Source organism: Microbacterium sp. NPDC056234 (assembly GCF_042267585.1).
In the GTDB taxonomy this organism is placed as follows: domain Bacteria; phylum Actinomycetota; class Actinomycetes; order Actinomycetales; family Microbacteriaceae; genus Microbacterium.
Map to the genome: position 1 here is coordinate 256,395 of NZ_JBHJTE010000003.1, position 17,438 is coordinate 273,832.

The following is a 17,438-nucleotide window of genomic DNA, read 5'->3' on the forward strand; positions in this document are numbered from 1 at the left end:
CTCCAGGTGGAAGTTATTCGAATACCGCGGTAGCATCGAGCATGCCCGCGAAAGCGTTTTCCAGCACGTCGACCGGAACCATCCGCATCGTTCAGGGGCCGCGCCCCGCACGCTCGGTGCTGCGCCTGCTCGCCCGTCGCCCCGGGCGGATCACCGTCGCCCTGATCGCCTTCGCGCTGAAGGAGATCCCGCTGTGGTTCCTTCCGGTCGTCACCGCCAGGATCATCGATCTCGTCGCCACCGGCGGCGACGTGTCGACGCTGCTCGTGTGGTTCGGGATCGCCGCCGTCCTGCTGGTGCAGAACTACCCGAACCACATCGTCTACACCCGCAACTTCATGACCGTGGTGCGCGACACCGGCGCCGACCTGCGAAACGCCCTGGCCGCACGTCTGCAGAGCCTGTCGATCGGCTATCACACGCGGATCAGCTCGTCGATCGTGCAGACGAAGGTGGTGCGCGACGTCGAGAACGTCGAACTCATGCTGCAGCAGCTGACGCACCCCCTGCTGTCATCGACGATGGTGCTCATCGGGGCGATCACCATGACGGCGATCGCCGTGCCCGAGTTCCTGCCCGTGTACGCGCTCGCCGTGCCGATCGCGCTCCTGCTGCGCTGGGCACTGAGCCGGCGATCACGGGTGCGCAACGAGGTGTTCCGACGAGAAGTCGAGGGTTTCGCCGCGCGGGTGGGCGAGATGGCGTCGCTGATTCCGGTGACGCGTGCGCACGGGCTCGAGCAGACGGCCGTCTCCCGCGTCTCGGCGAGCGCAGATGGCGTACGCAGCGCCGGCCTGCGGCTGGACATGCTGAACGGCCATGTCGCGTCGATCTCGTGGGTCGCGATGCAGCTGCTGGGACTCGGATGCCTCGCCCTCGCCGGAGTCTTCGCCCTGACCGGCATCCTGCCGATCACTCCCGGCGAGGTCGTGCTGCTGTCGTCCTACTTCGCGCTGCTCACTCAGGGACTGACATCGCTGCTCATGCTGATCCCGGTCGGAGCCCGCGGACTCGAGTCGATGAGGTCGATCTCGGAGGTGCTGCAGGAGCCCGATCTGGAGCAGAACGAGGGCAAGCGACCTGTCGACTCCGTCACCGGCCACGTGCAGCTCGAGAATGTCTCGCATCGCTACAGCGGTGCGGACGAGGATGCCGTGCACGATGTCAGCCTGGACATCCCGCCCGGACAGACCGTGGCGTTCGTCGGCTCATCCGGCTCCGGGAAGTCGACCATGCTCAATCTCGTCCTCGGCTTCGTGCGCCCCACGAACGGCCACATCCTCCTGGACGGCCTCGACATGCAGGATGTCGACATGCGCACCGTCCGCCGGTCGATGTCGGTCGTGCCGCAGGAGTCGGTGCTGTTCGAAGGCAGCATCCGCGAGAACATCGCCTATGGCCTGGAGAATCCGCCGGAAGACCGATTGCGGCGTGCGCTGATCGACTCGAACGCCGCCGAATTCGTCGACCGGCTGCCCGATGGTTGGGAGACCGTCGTCGGCGAACGAGGATCACGGCTGTCCGGCGGGCAGCGGCAGCGCTTGGCGATCGCCAGGGCTCTCGTGCGCGACCCGCGCATCCTGCTGCTCGACGAGGCGACGTCCGCGCTCGATCCCGAATCGGAAGGACTCGTGAAGGAGGCGCTGAGTCGGCTCATGAAGGGGCGCACGACCCTCGTCGTCGCGCACCGGCTGTCGACGATCCGAGAGGCGGATCGGATCGTGGTGCTCGAGCACGGCCGGATCGTCGAGCAGGGCGACCACGCGACGCTGCTCGCCGCTCAGGGGCGGTACGCGCAACTGCATGCGACGCAGAATGGCTTCTGATCAAGCGAAGGCGGCGGAGACGAGGGGATTTGGGCCCCCGGCGCCCTTGCGACGCGGTCACGACCTAGGCGATCGATCATGGCTCGAGCTTTTACGGAACCCACTCGGTGGACCAATAGTCGACGACGAGGTTCAGGACGCTGCCCGCTGGCCGCGCCGACACCCAAACAGTGCGCGGATCCCACCACGTACCCGGTACCGACAGCTGCGGGGTCGCGCCCATCTCCTCCGCAAGCTCTTCCGGTTGCTGCCCCGCGGGAGGTCGCACAGTAAAGGTCACCGAGCATCCTCCGCTTCCGCAGCCGACGCTATCGCCCAGAATCTCCGCACCCTCCGGGAGCGGAACCGAGGACGCCGGCGGGACATCACCCTCAGTGGCCATCATGGACAGCCAGGCGACGCGTCCACCGTAGAAAAACGCCAGCAACGCCGCCGCGATGATGAGCGTGGTCCACGTCACGCGTCGTCGTCTGGTCGCTCGCTCGTTCACCACCCACGCGGCATGGTCGAAGGGCTGAGCCGATTCCATGCTGCGAGCCTATTGGCTGAGCCACTGAATCGATTCTGGGAATGCACCGCGCTCCGCATGGGCGATGAGAGCGGAGATGCCGGACTGCGGTCGCCCTCTGGGTCAGATCGATGGTCGATCAGCCGATCGCTGTCCCAACCAGTCGATGATGGTGTCGACGACAGCTCCGTCGAGATGGCCGGGATCGAGATACTCGGCCATCGTGGATCGGCCTTTGCCGGGGAAGAACATGTGATTGTCCTGCTCCAGCACGACGATCGTGGCGTTCGGCTACACCCGCCGTGATAGCGCCGAGCCGATCGCCGATGCGGTGGGTTACCGCCAGCACGGAATCTGGGTGAGCCCCGATGAACTGCAGGAACTGATGACGGGGCTTCGCAACGCCATACTTCCCGTGCTCTCGAACGAGGCGACGCCTGAGCGCTCTCGTTACCTGCTGAGCCCGATCCTGTTCCCCTCGGAAAGCCAATAGGATCACGATAACGCGCCGCAAGCCGCTATAGCGGCTTGCGTCAGTCACCGTTCTGATGGTGATCCACGACATCCTTGGGTGGGCAGCCCGAGCTTGCGCTCTGTCAGCTCCGATCTGTTCTCAACTCGTCAGCCCTTGCGGAGCCCCATCGAGATGTAATCCGAGAAGCCCGCGCGCTTGGCGAACTTCACGGGGCGGCGGACGGTCTCGGTGAAACCCAGCTTTCGATACAGCCCGAGCGCCGGAGCGTTCGTGTCTTTGATGTCCCGCAGGACGAATTCGTCGTACGGCAGCGCCAGCACTGCGCGCATCAACGCAGTGCCCACCCCCTTGCCCTGATGCTCAGGCGCGGTCGTGACGAACCCGACCTCCACGAGCCCCTCCCGCGCGCCTTCATAGGCTCCGAGGAACTGGCTGCGGACGATCCGATAGCTGATCGCACCACGCAACCGACCCAGGGCGTCCTGCATCGACTGCTTCTCCGGCGCGAAGCACTCCTGCGCCCCCACCGTGACCGACGCGATCGCGGCCGGCTCATCGTCGACGAGCGCGACGTAGAACCGATCCAGCATGACCATGTGCGCAAAAGCATCGGCGAGTACGCGCGGGTCCTTGGAGAAGAAGACGAAGTCCTCGGCGAAACCGTTGACGAGGACCTCGGTGATGCTTCGTCGATACCCTTCGCCGAGTTCGTCGCCGCGTTTGATCTCGATCATTGTTCTTTTCCTCCGATTGTTCGTAGCACCAGGTCGACGTCGGGCGCGGGCATCGTGTCGCCCATCGCGAGGCGCATGCTGGTGAGCCCACTGAGCAGGGCGAAGTAGTTGGCAGCGATGCCGACCGGGTCGCCCGCAGCGAACGCACCGGCGCGCTGCCCGCGACGCACGAGCTTCGCGACCGCTTCCCAAAGCAGACGTTGCTCCCCCGCGAGCCTCGACGCGGTCCCCGGCGGCGTATCAGTCGTGTAGCCACGATTCACGACCATGAAGAACTCGGCCGCCCCGTCGCCGCTCGCCAGATCAGCCAGGTACACCTCCGTGAACCCACGGATCAGCGTGAGCGGGTCGGAATCGACGGAGAGCTGGGCCGCTGTCATGCGGAGCCCTTCGACCGCCTGACCGAGGAGCGACTCGAACAAGTCCTCCTTGCTCGCGAAATGCCGGTATATCGATCCGGCGCTGAGTCCGGCCTCTGTGGCGATCTGGCGCATGTTCGAGTCCGCGAAACCATGCCGGGCGAAGACGCGAACCGCCGCGGTCTCGATCGACGCGCGCGTGGCAGTCCTCGCCGCCTCGTTCTGCTCAGCCGTCCGCGGCATTCGGCGCTCCTTTCAAATGAACTTGTGTTCATTCTATCGGAAGAACGCATCTGCCGAGGACCACGGATCTTTGCAGCGGACGCCGAGCGCAGTAGCGCCTGCGTCCGGCAGTTCCGTCCCGTACTGGCGGCGTTGCGCGCGCAACTGGCGCGCACCCTGCCAGAGGCGGAGGAGGTCAAGTACGACATGCCGGGGTTCCGCATCGGACGATCGATCGTCGCCAGCTGCGCCGCCTTCAGCAAGCAGTGCGGCCTGTATGTCTCGCCCGTCGCAATCACCGCTCACGCCGAAGACATCGAAGCAGTCGGACTGAAAGCCACCGAGACCGGCATCACATTATCCGCCGGCGAGCCCATTCCCGACGACCTCGTCGAACGGCTCGCGCGCACTTCTATGAACGATCCCGGGCTGCAACCGAGCGGTTCACGGATCGATCCCGCGACCGGGATCGCGGGCTTCAACGGGAGAAAAGTGGCGGAGACGAGGGGATTTGAACCCCTGGTCCCCTTGCGAGGACTCCACCTTAGCAGGGTCGTGTACCAAGACCTGGCCGTGTGGCGACTGCCTGGCGCTCCAGCCCAGTAGGACAGCGCGATCCGCGGAATTCCGCGGATCCCGGCCACCCGCTCGGCACCGCTCGTCGTCCTCGCGCCGCACGCGATGCACGCAGCGCACTCCGTTCTCGGGGCGCTCCGGCAACTTTTCGCACACATGGAATCACTCCGGAACCGAAAGCGATGCGACCTGCATGGAAGCCGTTGGCCGGGGCGGAATGGTTGGCGGTTGCGCGCGTCGCCGATGCCGACGTGCGACCGCCTCGGAAGCCCGAACCTTGGTGAGGAGAATAAGACTCCAGGGTCCGTGGAAGCCGAGCTTGAGGGCGCTCCAGCCGCTGGCAAGGGCGACCACGTAGAAGCCTTCGATAAAGACGCCCGTTTGCACCTGGTCGAGGAGCCACCGCGCCAGGAGCCAGTAGGGGATGCAGAGCAGCATCGCGGGGACGCCGTACTTGAGACCTCGCCGGGTGTGAAGCCAGGCGAGCAGGATGTTGACCGGCAGGAATCGGCGCAGTCCGACGATGAAGATCGACAGGCGCATCGCGAATGTGAGCATCGGGGCCTCCTGAGAACACGGATGAGGTTGTTCCGGTGACCACTCGGGTTCGGCGGGTCGGTCTTCTCAGGAGCCACCCTCACGGGTGGTACGGGCCGGTGCAGCGTGCCGTGCGACACCCGCACCACATGGAGGTCCGCCTACTTGTAGTCAAGTTACGCCGACTAGCTGACCGGCGAAAGGGTGGTTCAGAGTGTGCGAGCTGGTCGGCGTGGCGCGGGGCTCGTTGCCTTCGTCGGGGCGGCGAGGGCACGGGCGCGTTCCAGCGCGGCGCGCGCACGCGCGGCATCGATGCGCTGGAGCGAGCTCTGGGATGGCGCGCCCACAGAGACCTCGGGATCGGTGATTCCGTATCGGTCCCGGTAGGCGGCGACGGTGGCCAGGCAGCCGATCCAGGCTCGCCGCGCGCGACCGGCCGGTGGCACCCCTGCTTGCTTTGTCCAGGGTTCCTTTGCGGTGACCGCGGCCTCGGCGAGGGCGAATGCGCGGTTCTCGATGAGCTGCGCCCGCTCGTCGAGGCCGCGTTGTAGGTCGGAGTCGGCGACGCCGAGTGCACGCGGGATGAGGCCGACCACGAGGCGGGGCGCTTTCTGGCGGGTGCTGCCGGTGGCGGCTGTGGTGGCCTTCTGGATGCGGGCGCGGAGGATGGCGCCGATGTCGTCGGCGTCCTGGATCGGCCGTTCGGCGATGAGGGTGGGGACGAAGGTCTCAGGGCGGTGGCGGTTGGCGTCCGCGCGGCGGAGCTCGGCGGCGAGGGGGCCGAAGGAGTCCGAGTCGACGATGGCGTCGACCTGGTCGCCGGTGAGGCCGGAGGTCTCGAGAAGGCGGACCCATCGATCGGCCTGGGCTGTCTGGGCAATGGTGTCGTACTCGGCGGCGAGCTGGGCGATGCTGCCTACGGCTTCCTGCTCAGTGCGGATGCTCTCGTGCGCAGACGGCTCGGCACCGACGTGGTGCAGGACGCCCTCGAGAACCGTCTGTGCGGTGACGCCCTCGTCGGGTCGCAGCTGGTGCTCTTCCAGACCCGGCTGATCGGTAGCGACGTATGCGCGGTTCGCTTGGCGACCCCGGGTCATCGCGACGTAGAACGCTTCGCGCGTCATCTGAGATGACGGGACGACGACGTGCCCGGTGTCCACGGTCGAGCCCTGCGCGCGGTGGCTGGTGACCGCGTAGCCGAGCTCGACGTTCTCCTTCACATACTTGGCGGGGAGGCGGATCGCACCGCCCCAGTGTCCTTTGCGGGTGACGGTGAGCGAGCCGTCGTCATGGGCGGTGAGGACGTCCCAAAGGTCGCCGTTCTTGACCCAGGTCTTCCCGACGCGGAGGCGCCTGTCGTTGTGGCGGGTGGCGACCACGTCGCCGGCCGCTGCCTCGGTGCCGTCGTGAAGGCGGACGGCGTGCGCAGGGTCGATGGTGCCTGCCGTGATCCGGTCGAGCCGGGCGCGGAGGTTCAGCTCTGTGACAGCCTCCACGGTCTCGGCGATCATCAGGGATGTCTTCTTCGTCTTCGTGTCGGCGAGCCAGGCCTGGTAAGCGGCGTCGAGCATGTCCTCGTAGTCGCCGGCGGTGACCCGGTCGTGCTTCTGATATTCCTGCACGGCGTCTGGCATCCCGAGGCGGAGCCGCAGGCTCGCGCGGCGTTCCCAGTCGTGGTTGAAGCGCCGGACGTCTGACAGCTCGGCCGCGTCCGCGCCGAGCGTTCGCGCGATCAGCGCGAACGCGCCCCCGGAGTCGACGGCGTCCAGTTGCGCATAGTCGCCGACCAGGAGCACCTTCGCGCCGACGTCGCGGGCGTGACCGGTGATCCTGTCGAGCGTAAACGTGCCAGCCAAGGATGCCTCGTCGACGATGATGAGCTGGCCGGCCTCGAACGTCCACCGGCCCTGGTCGTGCTCGTAAAGCCATTTGGCGGTGTTGTCCGTGGTGATCCGCAGATCCTGGGCGAGCACAGCCGCCGCGGCATCCGACGGCGCCAGCCCGACCACGGCCCCCTTGCCGTGCTGGGCCTCCCAGATCCGGCGGAGCACCGACAAGGTCGTGGTCTTTCCCGTGCCGGCCGGCCCGACGAGAACATCCACGGCGCGTCCGGACACCGACACGCGCGTGATCGCGGCGGCCTGGTCAGGGGTGAGCCGGTGCCCGGAGGAGGTGCGTCGCCGCACGCCGCGGTCGACACGAGCGAGGTCGAGTGTCGACGCATCCTGCGTGTCGGCAAGAACGAGCAGCCTGGTCTCGGCCTCCAGCAACTCGGCGGAGGAGAACACCGCCCCGTGCTTGGGACGGAACACCGAGCTCCCGTCCTCGCGCTGGAAAAAGACCGGCGTATAGGCGATCTCGGGCGGCGTGAGACGGACGGACGCCTGCTCGGCGGCGTCCACGAGAAGTCCCATGGCCGCCTCGCGATCAGCGGTCGAGGCGAAACGGACGTCCATCAGCTGGCGGGCTGCCTCCGCATAGAGGTTCCACCGCTGCCAGGTCGACCGCTTCTCCCCCACGATCTGGACGACGGCACGGCCGAGGTCGGCAATGGCATCCAGCCGCAGATCGTCGGCGCGCACGAGCGGGATCCGCTCGCCGCCGTCAAGGGCATCAGATGCCCACGCTGTCGCATCGCGTCCGAGGACCGCAGTCGCCTGCTCTCGCCAACTCGCGGTGAGCTCGGCGAGCGAGAGGACGCTCTTCTCCGGCCGTGTGCGCAGGGTCGCCTCCGCCCGCAACCGCAGGATCGCACGCTTGCCCGGCGCCCGCCCGTGCTTCGCCCCGTACGCCTCGACCAGCCGATCGGTCTCCTCCTCGATGTCTCGCGAACGGGTCGAGAACGCCTCGACCAGACGCTGCGGCACGCCCGTCAGCTCGAACGCGGGATTGCGTCGCTCACCCCGATCGCGCCACTCCCACCCAAGCCCCAGGTCCCGCGCCAGATGGTCGGCAAGAACAGCGTTGTAGTGCTCGCTCAGAGCGACCACCGCCCGGTGGATCGGCCGTCCGTCGAGCGTCCGCCACTTGCCATCATGGGCGCCCTGCACCTTGTTCGTGATCACGACGTGCGTGTGCAGCTGCGGATCATGGCTACGCGAGTCGTAGTGATCGTAGGCCGTCGCGACAACGCCACGCACCTCGACCTGCCCGACCGAACCGTCACCGGCATCGGCACCCACGCGGGTCATCGCCACATCGCGTTCGAACAGATCCAGCACTTCTTCGATCGCTGCGTGGTGCGCCTGGGCGATCAGTGCCTGGGTTCCTCCATCTGCCACGGCCCAGAGTGCGGAGACGGATTTCGGGACAGAGAACGTGTGGTCGAAGCCGGCTACAGGTGTCCGGACGGGCTTGGTGCGTTCCTCCGCTTCAATCTGACCAATCATCTCGGCGCGTTCCGCCAGGGTGATAGCGAGCGGCATCTTGTCCATCCGTCTGGCCACGCGCTCGTCGACGGAGGCGAAGTCCGCCCAGGCCCTGCCGAGGGGCGCCCCGGTGACGGGATTGCAGCCCGAACCGAGAAGGAGCTCTAGCTGCGCCTCACTGACCGGTGAGCCAACGGCGAGCTCTCCATCGGCGAGACCTGAGACTGCTGAGCCGAGCCAGAAGCCAGGAGGTGTTCCCTTCCCTGCGTAGTAGCGCGTCAGAGAATCCAGCAAGGATCGTTGCGCGTCTACCGCAACGGTTGTCCGTAGAAGGTACTTGTATCCGGCCCCTGCGCTCATCACTCTCATCGACATCACCACTCTTAACAAGCTCGCCGCAGACGACACTACGATCTATCCACCCGAAGACGAGTCAGGCGCAACAGGGGCAGCGCCAGGACGACTGAAGCGACTCTGCGCCAGTTTTCGATACGCGCGAGGGGACAGCCCGAACGCCTTCGCGAATTCTGCACGCGCATGTGCCGTAGACGCCCACCCAACGGTGGTTGCCGCTTCAGCAAGTGGCATGGAAGTTTTCACGACCAGTCCGCAATAGCGAGCCAGACGAAGCCGATGCAGATATGTCCGAGGCGAGAGTCCGGTCGCGGCGCGGAAGGCCCGGCGCAATGCGGACTCAGACATCCAGACCGAGGCGGCCAGGTCTTCGATCCGCAAACTAGTCGTGTAGTTTTCATGCATCACTGAGAGGACTTGTCTAATCTCCTCGCGCATCGCCACGGTGTCCGTGCATGGATTCTGGTCCTCCGAGTCACGCACGTGGCCATCGAGGACGAGTGAAGCAATGACCCGGACAAGTTCGGCTGCTCGAACAACGCGTTCTGGTTGACGTTCTTTCTGTTCATGCTCGCGCATCAGATCGGTCAAAGTGGACCGGAGTGCACCGAAGGTAGTCCGGTCGGGATGCAATGCGAGCGTCTGTCCGCGCTCGAACATCAGCCCTGCTCGCGCATCCGCACCCGACAGTTCATACGTGGGGCGCATCCATCGCAGTTGTTCCTCGATGAACACCGGGTTGAAGAATGCAATCGCGACGTCCACCGGAGAGACCGACACGCACCCGCAGACGGTCTGCGGCGCGACCAAGACAACATCGCCGCTCTGCGCGGTGATCGGTTCGAAGTCACCAAAGAGAACGCATTCCCCGGCGTAGATCAAGATCGCCTTGAGATTAAGTGAAGCCTCTGGCGCGACACCGGCGGAGATTCGCGCTGAAAGGCATTCAATAGGCTGTGCGGGTCCCGTCGCGGGACGAAGAGTGAATGCGCGCATCATTCAACCACCCGGAGCGGGCGGGGAGCACGCAAAGTAGTGCCGTCTAGCTCAACATTTCGGACGCGCCGCGTTGCGTTGCTGCCTCCCGACTACGTGAACGCGACCGAAGGAAGTTGGTCATAATGGTCTCCTCGTTGGTATGGCTGCATGATGCCGAAGGCGCCATGCGGAGAGGTGATCGGCGACATCGATGCGAGAGACTCCCCTCGCATCGATGTCCAGTCCTGATCGGTCGGCAACAGCCGGGGTCAGGTCTGGCGAGAAGCCGTCTAACCCGACTTTGGCAAACGTTATCCAGCATGCTGGCACGGCGGCATCCGTCGCGCAAGCGCGACGGTTTTCTTTGGCAACATTGGGCGTCGCTGAAGGTACTCAGCCTTCGCAGGAATCGCCGCGCCGTCCGTGTTCTCGCGCAGGCTGAGCACATCTGGATCGGCCGTGGTCCCCTAGTCGCCCGCGAGCGACTCGCGAAGCCAAACCGCCATTGTCCCGCGTCCTCGGTTCGCCCAACTGAAGTAGGGGACCGTGCGGACCTCTGCGGGCCGCACGCGGGGAGGGATGGAGGAGTAGAGGTGCGCGCCGGCGAAAGTCTCTACTACGCCGGGAACGACAAGTTGATCCAGGCCGGTCGCGTTGTCGTACTCGACGCGAATCTCTGCCTCGCGGGTGATTGCAAGCGACCTGACCGGTGCCGAGTTGTCGACCTCCTCGGCACAGTGCACAATAGGCCCCCGCTGAAGCGCGACCCTTCCGCGAGCCGCGGCCACGCGCTGGTCTGCCCACAGCCGAACTGGGCGCATTTGCAGCGCAAGTGAGATCTGATCGCCCATACTCCAGGCGCGGTCGAGCAACAGATAGCCATTCTCACTCGCCGCAGATACGACGTCCCCGTTGACCCGCAGGTCGACGTTGGATGCCCATTCTGGGACTCGTAGGCGGAGTTCGAACCGCGTGGTCTCGGCAACGTTGACTGTGAAGTCGATGTCACCGCCTCGGGGATAGTCGGTCGACTGCGTGAGCGTGACGGTCGATCCGGCATGCTTGAAGCGTGCCTGACCCGCAACATACAGGTTCACAGTGAGGCCGAGATCATCGACTGCGTAGATGTAGTGCTCCAGTGATGACACCAGTCGAGCGAAGTTCGGCGGGCAGCACGCGACGCCAAACCACTCGGAGCGCGTTACGTCTCCCTCGCTCGCTAGCGGGTTTCCATAGAAGTAGCACGTACCATCTTCAGACGCACCGGATAGCGCTCCGTTGTAAAGCGCGCGTTCGAGCACGTCCACGTACTTCGCATCGCCGGTCAGCAGCGCCATTCTTTGCGCCCAGAAGACCAGCCCGATCGCGGCGCAAGTCTCGGCATATCCGTCGGCGTCCGGCAGGAAGTAGGCGGGCCCGAAACCCTCATTGGAGTGGAGTGCACCGATTCCACCCGTTACGTAGAGCTTGGTGCTAACCAGGTCGTCCCATAGGCGCTCGCACGCCGCACGGAGGCTTGCGTCGCCATTGTGCAAGGCGAGATCCGCCATCGCGGTGTACATGTACATGGCACGGACCGCGTGCCCCACGACCTCAGTCTGTTCTCGAACCGGCAGGTGCGACTGGTTGTACTCCTTGTACCAGCGTTCTTTTGACGGTCGGTCTGGGAACACATGATCCCAATAGCCTTCGACGCCTCCGCGGCGGTCCCGCTCCAGGTCGAAGTAGTGCGGCACTGCACCGCGGTTATCGATAAGTCGCTCAGCGAGTCGCAAGTACTTCTCATCTCCAGTCGCCTTCGCGAGCTTGACGAGTGCGAGTTCGATCTCCTGGTGACCGTCGTAGCCCCCCTCGGCCACGCCGCCGGGGCCGAATTCCCTGTCAATGAGGTCGGCATACTTGCGGACTATATCCAACAGGTCGGTCTTTCCGGTGGCGTCGTAGTGGGCGACTCCCGCCTCGATCAGGTGTCCTGCGCAGTAGAGTTCATGCGCGTCCTGGAGGTCAGTGAACCGCTGCCCGGGACGCACAACCGTGAAGTAGACGTTGAGGTACCCATCCTCCTGCTGCGCGCCGGCCAGGAGCTCGATCGCTTCATCGACGGATGCGTCCAGTTCGGTGTCGTATTCGCGGGCTAGGACATAGCTCGCGGCCTCGATCCACTTGGCGACATCCGACTCCCAGAAGATGTGCGGTTCGTGTTCGTCCCCAGGTTGCCATTGCAGTCGGAGTGCGTCGAACTGTTGACCCTTCGCCCGCAATTGACGCTCCTGCTGCGGAATAGAACGTGTCCGGACGATCTCGCGGCGGGGCGCCCAGAAGCCGTCGGTGATGCTCACGTCGGAGATGGTCAGCGGATGCGGACGGGTCGCGGTGGAAGTCAAGATGGGTCCTTTCAGGCAGTGGTGATGGATTTGGGGCCGAGGCAGCTGGCGGACACCGAGAGGTATGCGCGGTTGCCTGCGGCGAGAGGCACAGCGAGGAAGACCGCCGTGAGCGGAAGGAAGGCGAGAGATGCGATCGCCGCGACAGCGCCCAGCAAGACGACCGAGAGCGTGAGCGCGGGCCGCGCCCCAGCGAGGGCTGCGGCGGTCCGCAACAGTTGTGCCCCGGTGCTGTGAGTATCGGCATGCAGGCCGATCAAGAACGGTCCAATCGCGAGCAACGTCAGGACACCGAGCCGAGTACCTGGGTTCCATGCCGAGGTCGCCTTGAGCGCCGAGATCCGCGTACAGCCTCAGCTGCGATCAACGTCGCTACCTTCCGATGGATTCCAGCCGCGCGGTGTCACTCCGCCAATTAGTCCTCAACATTCCTGGAGCGGCTTCCACGGACCCCATTCCTGATCCACCGGAACCTGGTTCCGGGTCCACCACGCCGCTTCCCAGATGCGGCCGTCTCTCACGACCTTCTCGCCGCCGTTGTACACCCAGGAAGGCGTCCAGGAGCGCACCATTTCGGCCCCGCATACTTGCACAACACCTCGCTCCATCCACGAACCCCATGCCGAGCCACCCGGCTCATCCTGCGTCCACCACTGCGCGACGTATGTCACGCCGGCGTCCCGCACTACGTCCCCGTTGTCATATACAACGCCCGCCTTCCAGGCCGCCGGCGACGACGCCGGTTCCAGCGCATCGAGCGCAGCTCGAAGGCGCTCAGCTGCGGCATCCACGTCAACCTGTGAAACGGTCGCGGCGATCAGGCTCTCCGCATCATCCTGTGCATCCCGCAACCAGGCAATCGATTCCTCGGTCCATACTTCGACGTCCACGTCCTCTGCGCGCTCGATGAGGAGTTGCACGAGCGTGATGTCGGTTGCTTTGCCGAGCAGTTCGATCTCCGCGACGTTGGCGAATCCTGTGGGACTCACGTAGCGAATGTAACGGTAGGGAGTTGGGTCATTGATCGCGGCCTCTCCCCACACCGCAGTGGTTACGCCCTCAAACGTCCACAGACGGGTCCATGACTCGCCGTCGGAAGAAGCCTCAATGTACGCGCCGTTCATTCGGGAGGGGTTCGCCCCGCCTGCTCGCGGGAGGTATTTGATCAGACCGACGACGGCCTCGGCTCCTTCCCCGAGGTCGGCAGATACCCATCCGCTCTTGGCTTTGGTGTCCGGGGAAGTGGCAGGGTCGCCGTCGAATGCCGCCCAGCCGTTCGCCGCCGCATCCCGTGTGCCGTCCCACGACGCGGACGACGACGTCACGCCACTCTGCTGCACTTCGATCTTGGGCAGCAGTTCTGTAGCCGGCACGAGGATGCCATCCGCCGCGATGAGTCGCTGAAGAAGCTCGGCGCGGTCTGCATCAGGCGAGGCGAGATCCGCCCGGATGCTCGCGATCTCCTCGGCGTACAGGAACGCGCTGGCCCTTGTCATTGCCGATGTGTCGCGCACACGTTCGTCGATGAAGGCATCGTCGAACGCCAGCGCTCCGTAGATCTCTACCTCCGCGAGGTTGCCGCTCCAAGCCGATTCGTTGATGATGCGAACGTAGCGGAACGCGCCCGTCGGTCCGCCCTCGCGAGGTTCGCGGACAATCCAACGACCGTCGGCGGCACCAGTCACCGGATCCGTGAGGTCAGTCCACTCGGTGCCATCCGACGATACCTGGACGACAGTCCCGTTCGCTCGCGTGTATGAGGCGCCAGCGCGTGGCAGGAACAGAATCTGCTCAGGCGCGACAAGGGCGTTGTCGCCGAAGTCGAGAACGTAGTAACTGCCGCTGGCCGTGTTCAGATCGCCAGCCGTAGCAGGGTCACCGTCGAACAGCAGTGCTCCAACTTCGTCGGCGCCGAGACCGTTGCCTGGCCATTGCACGGCAGAAGCTGTCACGGTAGCAAGTGCCGACACATCAATCTGCCGCTGCCGGTCACCGGCGATGAACAAGGCGGAGCCATCGCTCGTTCCGTAGTACACAGGGCCGGGTTGACCCGAGGCATCGGTGTATTCAACTCGCACACGGACATCGCCGGCTTCAACGTCGTCGAGCGCTACCGATGCGTGCCAGGACAAGCCATCTTCACTCGTTGCCTCTGCGGAGACCCCTTGCACGGAGACCGTGACATCGGTGAGCGCGTCGCGGCTCGTGATTGCGACATCCACCGTGTCGCCTAGGGCGATCTTGCCCGCAGTTGCTGACTCGGACGAAACCGAGACGCTCTCGAGACCGTTGCCTGACTCATGCCGATCGCCATAGATGTGGAATTCAGTCATCTCGAAGAAGTTGCGCACAATGCCGTACAGCACGTCAGGCTGGGATTCGAGGATCTGCGCTCGGATGTAACGGAACTCACGTGTGCGAAGCTCCTCGGATACTTCGAGCGTCTGATAATCCTGTGTCATCCGTGTTGCTCCCGGCGTCAGGCGCGTCCACTCGACGCCATCGTCGGAGCCAAAGACTGCGGCGTTCGCGGTGCGGTCAGGGAAAATGTTCGAAGAGAATCCGAACTCCGACGCCGAGACTCTGAAGTCGGGACCGAAATCGAATGTGTGCTGCAGATCCGGCGCCAACCGATAGCTGATGCCGGTCAGATTGCTTTCGTCGACAAGCAGGCCGATGTCGGCGCCGACAGTCGACGAGGCTACGACCGACGCATACTCGAGACTTCCGTTCGGTGTGCGGGGCGACAGAAGCTTCAGAGCCGCGGCGGCATCCACATACCCCGACAGAACGGTTGCGAACTCTTCATCGGTGTCCCCATCCGCGCTCGCATGGGCCTCGTCTCGGATAGGAGTGAACGTCGACCACGATGCGGTCTCATACGCAGCCTCTTCCAGCACCGCCGCATCGACAACGGACAGCGCACCGTCACGGGTATCTGCAGAAACGAGCTTGACATTGCGGGCGACGATGCTCTCACCATCGTCGACTACGACGGTCAGTTCCTGTTCGCCGGACGTCGAAGGCGTCCAAGAGATCGTTCCAGTATCACTATCAACCTGCACACCCGCAGTGTCGCCTTGACCCGACCACTCAAGCGAGTCCGAGGCGGCCTCCGCCTCAGGTTCGATCGTCGTGGTTGCGCCGACCACTCCGATGACCGTTGCCGGCACCGAGGAGATCGACAACGCATCTGAGTGGGAGGCGGCTGCGATGTCGAGCTGATCGATGTCCACGGCCGTGTCGTCGCCCTTCGCCGTGAACGTCACGAGATCGGGCCAAGACTCCGCCGATGAGAGAGCGATGGGCAAGGAACGCCATTGGCCATCGGTGTCGGGCACAACCATGGTCTTGTCGAGCCCGCCTCCTTCCAAGCGCAGATTTGCAACTCCGTCGGTGCGCACACGCAACGACACCAGCTTGTTGGTCGTCGTGGACGTGAGGTACGCCACTCGTGTGCCTTCCTCGCTGGCAAGCAAACGAACGAACCCGGTGTCGCCTTCGACGATCGTGTTCGATCCAGCGGTGAGTTGCGTGTAGCGATCTTCGAATTCGAGCCGAGTCGCATCAGCTTGGCGATGCGGGATGCTCGAGCCTGCCGCTTCCTCGGGAATCGTTAGCCAGAAGTCGCCCCCACCGTCCGGACTCTCCCAGCTCCGGTTCACGTTGCCGCCGTAATAGAACGTGAGCGGAAGCCGCTTAGAGAACCCCTCAGCGAGGTAGGGCGCGATCTCTTCAACGTTCTCCCCCCGCACGTACTTGTAGTAGTAGTAGAGATCCCAAACTCCTGCCGTGTTGTAACGGCCACGGTAGGCGCTGGACACGAAGTTGTACGTGTCCCGAACGGTTCCGTCAAGGGAGATCGCATATCCCACGGGCGTCCAGTCGACCGTGTAGCCGAGCATGTACTTCCAGAAGTAGTCGGCGGCCGCGAGGATCCGGTCGTCGAGGAACTCGTACGGTCCGACGGCATCCGCGGCGTCGGACACCGTGCCGTCGACCGGATCGACCTTCGTACCTTGCGTCATCATCATCCGCGACAGCATGGTGGCATTAATCAGGTCACCACCACCGTGAGCCTGATCGCGTCCCATCTCGACGTGCTGCACGCGCGGCTCGTCGATCGGCTCGCCGGTCCGGTCATCGCGGTCGACGAGACGGAACAGCCGCTCGATCGACCCGTTGAAGCCCCGATCGGGAGCCGAGGAGTTGACGGTGAACCATTCGACGCTGCGGTCGTACAGTGCTTCGTCGTCGAGGAAGATCGCCCCAGCCATCGCGCCCTGAAGCGGATAGGTGTGTTGGTTCATGAAGTGCCCGTTCCCGTTCTGGAATGTCTCGATCACGGGGCGGGCGAGGTTGGCGGAGTAGGCGTCGGTGTCCGCATCGGTCCACACGCTCTCGGCGCCGTCGCAGGACGTGTAGCGCAGCAGCTCAGCGGCAAAGGTCATGCGGTACATCGGCACGCCGGTATGGATGTGCGAGTCGGTGAAGTACTGGTATTCGGCAGGGTTCATCTGTTCCCAGATCCGTAGGATCGCGAGAGCGTTGTCGCGGTAGCGCGTGTCGCCTGTGATCACCCACATGAGTGACTGCGTGTAACTCTTGAGCCCATCGGCGATAAAGCGGGAGTTGAACCCTTGACTGCTGAACGCCGTGGAATCAGGTTTGGTGGGATCGGCGCTGCTGCGGTTCGACGACACCACGTCAAGCGACGCCGATGGTGTCGCGGCCATGTCGGCGAAGTACGACGCCCAGGGCTCGGTTCCGCCGGCTACTTGCTCCTGCACGGTGCGGAGTTGATCGGGTGTGACGCCTATCCCCGGGTGCGAGAAGCCAGCGTCACTCGTTGACTCTGTGAAGGTCACCTCGCATACGAACTGCTCTTCGGATGCGGCCGAAGCGGGCGACGGCACTAGTCCGCCGAGCAGCATGGCAGTAGCCGCCACCGAGGCGGTGATCAGATTCCACGAGCGAGACAGCGGTGTACGCACGATTTTACCTACTTCGTTGAAGGTCGGATAGCGTTATCCACTAGGATAGCGTTATCCATCATTGACGCTGGCAGCTCAAACGTCAAGAGCAATCAGCGAGTTCTTGAGAGAGCCGAAGCGGCG

13 protein-coding genes are annotated in these 17,438 nt (G+C 64.5%); 3 read left to right on the forward strand and 10 right to left on the reverse strand.

Annotated features, from left to right (window positions below):
• The first annotated feature begins 41 nt into the window (after positions 1-41).
• Positions 42-1,826: an ABC transporter ATP-binding protein gene (locus tag ACFCYE_RS10670; protein ID WP_376178567.1), complete on the forward strand. Its 1,785-nt coding sequence runs from the start codon at positions 42-44 to the stop codon at positions 1,824-1,826.
• Between the two features lie 91 nt (positions 1,827-1,917).
• On the opposite strand, the gene ACFCYE_RS10675 is transcribed toward ACFCYE_RS10670, so the two are convergent.
• Together ACFCYE_RS10675 and ACFCYE_RS10680 are read right to left on the reverse strand one after the other, a co-directional pair.
• Positions 1,918-2,355, reverse strand: coding sequence for a hypothetical protein (locus tag ACFCYE_RS10675; protein ID WP_376178569.1), 438 nt, complete (start codon positions 2,353-2,355; stop codon positions 1,918-1,920).
• A gap of 102 nt (positions 2,356-2,457) precedes the next feature.
• Positions 2,458-2,607, reverse strand: coding sequence for a hypothetical protein (locus ACFCYE_RS10680; protein WP_376178570.1), 150 nt, complete (start codon positions 2,605-2,607; stop codon positions 2,458-2,460).
• Positions 2,608-2,614: 7 nt separating this feature from the next.
• On the opposite strand from ACFCYE_RS10680, the gene ACFCYE_RS10685 reads away from it, so the two are divergent.
• Positions 2,615-2,827, forward strand: a complete 213-nt coding sequence (locus tag ACFCYE_RS10685) for a hypothetical protein (RefSeq protein ID WP_376178571.1) — start codon at positions 2,615-2,617, stop codon at positions 2,825-2,827.
• Positions 2,828-2,955: 128 nt separating this feature from the next.
• On the opposite strand, the gene ACFCYE_RS10690 is transcribed toward ACFCYE_RS10685, so the two are convergent.
• Positions 2,956-3,543, reverse strand: coding sequence for a GNAT family N-acetyltransferase (locus ACFCYE_RS10690; RefSeq protein WP_376178573.1), 588 nt, complete (start codon positions 3,541-3,543; stop codon positions 2,956-2,958).
• Entirely contained in the window at positions 3,540-4,145 is a 606-nt protein-coding gene (locus ACFCYE_RS10695; RefSeq protein ID WP_376178574.1) for a TetR/AcrR family transcriptional regulator, read from the reverse strand. Before ACFCYE_RS10695 ends, ACFCYE_RS10690 begins: the two co-directional genes overlap by 4 nt.
• 24 nt (positions 4,146-4,169) lie before the next feature.
• On the opposite strand from ACFCYE_RS10695, the gene ACFCYE_RS10700 reads away from it, so the two are divergent.
• Entirely contained in the window at positions 4,170-4,730 is a 561-nt protein-coding gene (locus ACFCYE_RS10700) for an iron chaperone (RefSeq protein WP_376178576.1), read from the forward strand.
• 132 nt (positions 4,731-4,862) lie between these two features.
• On the opposite strand, the gene ACFCYE_RS10705 is transcribed toward ACFCYE_RS10700, so the two are convergent.
• The 6 genes from ACFCYE_RS10705 to ACFCYE_RS10730 all read right to left on the reverse strand — a co-directional run bounded on the left by ACFCYE_RS10705 (position 4,863) and on the right by ACFCYE_RS10730 (position 17,315).
• Entirely contained in the window at positions 4,863-5,258 is a 396-nt protein-coding gene (locus ACFCYE_RS10705; protein ID WP_376178578.1) for a sulfate permease, read from the reverse strand.
• A gap of 188 nt (positions 5,259-5,446) precedes the next feature.
• Positions 5,447-8,980, reverse strand: coding sequence for a MobF family relaxase (gene mobF, locus ACFCYE_RS10710; RefSeq protein ID WP_376178580.1), 3,534 nt, complete (start codon positions 8,978-8,980; stop codon positions 5,447-5,449).
• Between the two features lie 39 nt (positions 8,981-9,019).
• Positions 9,020-9,958 carry a helix-turn-helix domain-containing protein gene (locus ACFCYE_RS10715; protein WP_376178582.1) on the reverse strand — a complete coding sequence of 313 codons (939 nt, stop codon included), beginning with the start codon at positions 9,956-9,958 and terminating at the stop codon, positions 9,020-9,022.
• A 446-nt stretch (positions 9,959-10,404) separates the two neighbouring features.
• Positions 10,405-12,276 (reverse strand): glycoside hydrolase family 127 protein, encoded by a 1,872-nt coding sequence (locus tag ACFCYE_RS10720; RefSeq protein WP_376178583.1) that lies wholly within the window; start codon positions 12,274-12,276, stop codon positions 10,405-10,407.
• 56 nt (positions 12,277-12,332) lie between these two features.
• Complete coding sequence (locus ACFCYE_RS10725; RefSeq protein ID WP_376178585.1) at positions 12,333-12,536, reverse strand: hypothetical protein; 204 nt, start codon at positions 12,534-12,536, stop codon at positions 12,333-12,335.
• A gap of 207 nt (positions 12,537-12,743) precedes the next feature.
• Entirely contained in the window at positions 12,744-17,315 is a 4,572-nt protein-coding gene (locus ACFCYE_RS10730) for a discoidin domain-containing protein (protein ID WP_376178586.1), read from the reverse strand.
• Positions 17,316-17,438: the final 123 nt, after the last annotated feature.

What these genes read in the sequence shown, in the direction of transcription:
- ACFCYE_RS10670 (WP_376178567.1), top strand. Translation starts at nt 42, where the DNA reads ATGCCCGCGAAAGCGTTTTCCAGCACGTCGACCGGAACCATCCGCATC.
- ACFCYE_RS10675 (WP_376178569.1), bottom strand. Translation starts at nt 2,355, where the DNA reads ATGGAATCGGCTCAGCCCTTCGACCATGCCGCGTGGGTGGTGAACGAG.
- ACFCYE_RS10690 (WP_376178573.1), bottom strand. Translation starts at nt 3,543, where the DNA reads ATGATCGAGATCAAACGCGGCGACGAACTCGGCGAAGGGTATCGACGA.
- ACFCYE_RS10695 (WP_376178574.1), bottom strand. Translation starts at nt 4,145, where the DNA reads ATGCCGCGGACGGCTGAGCAGAACGAGGCGGCGAGGACTGCCACGCGC.
- ACFCYE_RS10705 (WP_376178578.1), bottom strand. Translation starts at nt 5,258, where the DNA reads ATGCTCACATTCGCGATGCGCCTGTCGATCTTCATCGTCGGACTGCGC.
- mobF (WP_376178580.1), bottom strand. Translation starts at nt 8,980, where the DNA reads ATGTCGATGAGAGTGATGAGCGCAGGGGCCGGATACAAGTACCTTCTA.
- ACFCYE_RS10715 (WP_376178582.1), bottom strand. Translation starts at nt 9,958, where the DNA reads ATGATGCGCGCATTCACTCTTCGTCCCGCGACGGGACCCGCACAGCCT.